The sequence below is a fragment of the Mycolicibacter arupensis genome, from assembly GCF_002086515.1.
Lineage (GTDB): Bacteria > Actinomycetota > Actinomycetes > Mycobacteriales > Mycobacteriaceae > Mycobacterium > Mycobacterium arupense.
The window spans coordinates 1-1,475 of record NZ_MVHH01000108.1 but is presented as its reverse complement, the minus strand read 5'-3'; the positions used below and the strand labels follow the sequence as shown (position 1 = coordinate 1,475).

The following is a 1,475-nucleotide window of genomic DNA, read 5'->3' as shown; positions in this document are numbered from 1 at the left end:
GCGCCACCATCACCGGCCAGCGAACCACCCGCACCACCGGCACCACCAACACCGCCGTTACCACCAGCAAGGCCCGTGGTCCCGTCACCGTCCAAGCCGGTGTAACCCGCGAGGCCGACCGCGCCGGCGCCACCGTTACCACCAGCACCACCATTGCCCAGCGAACCACCATCACCACCACGACCACCAGCACCACCAGTGCCACCCGCCACCGTCGCGTCAGCACCATCACCACCCTGGCCACCATGACCACCGCCAGGCGCCGCCGCACCCGCACTACCCGCCGAAGCGCCAACACCACCGGCCGCACCACCAACACCGGCCACACCAGCGTCACCACCGCGACCGCCAGCACCACCATCGGCATACGTCGCATCACCGTCGGCACCATCACCACCATCACCACCGATACCGGCAGCACCACCATTGCCACCATCACCGGCAACACCCGACGAACCCGACGAACCGAGCAAACCACCACGACCACCCACACCAGCAGCACCACCAGCACCACCAGCACCACCATTGCCGCCATCACCCGCGGCGCCACCAGCACCACCAGCAATCACCGCGTCAACACCATCGCCACCACGGCCACCGGCACCACCGGTGGCACCCTCACCACCGGCACCACCCTTACCACCGGAACCGATCAGCCACGAACCCCGACCACCGGCACCACCATTACCACCGGCACCACCATTGTCACCGGCAAACCCATCAAAACCGGCCGCACCCGCAGCCCCCACCGCACCAATAGCACCGTCAGCACCCAAGCCACCGTCGCCACCAACGCCATAAATCAAACCAAGACCGGCACCACCGGCACCACCAGCGCCACCATCGCCACCATCAATGCCAGCACCACCATCACCGCCGACACCACCAACACCCATCCACCAACCACCGGCACCGCCGGCACCACCATCGCCACCATCAAAACCATCACCACCGGCACCACCATTGCCGAACATCCCCGCCGAGCCACCGACACCACCGATGCCATCAGCCGACGTACCCGCAGCACCACCATCACCGAACCACAAACCACCGGCACCACCAGCAGCCTGCGCCAACGTCCCACCATCAACACCGTCAGCACCATTACCGATCAGAAGCTGACCGAAACCAAACAAATTGATGAAGTCATTAACCGACGACCCAAAAGAACTCTCGATCCACGCCTGACCCAAATCATGCCAAGGGTCATAGAACAACGCACCAAACCAGTCATCAACCGCAGCAGACGAACCCGGCAGATCCACCACCGACGCATCAAACGACAACCCCAAGTTCGACAACAGCGGCTCCCACGCCCCCTGATCGAACAACGTGTCCCACGACGACGCCTGCGTCAAATCCCCAAACGCACCCGCCAGATCCTCACCCAACAGATCCACAACAAAATCAAACTCATCAGCCTGCGCCGCAGGAGCCGACGCCAACGGCCCCAACCCAAACGCCAAAAACGCACC

General features: G+C 63.9%; 1 protein-coding gene. It reads right to left on the bottom strand.

Annotated elements, in window-relative coordinates:
- Positions 1-1,400 (bottom strand): PGRS repeat-containing protein (locus BST15_RS23150; protein WP_337349485.1); only part of this gene is annotated, 1,400 nt, incomplete at its 3' end.
- Positions 1,401-1,475 lie beyond the last annotated feature (75 nt).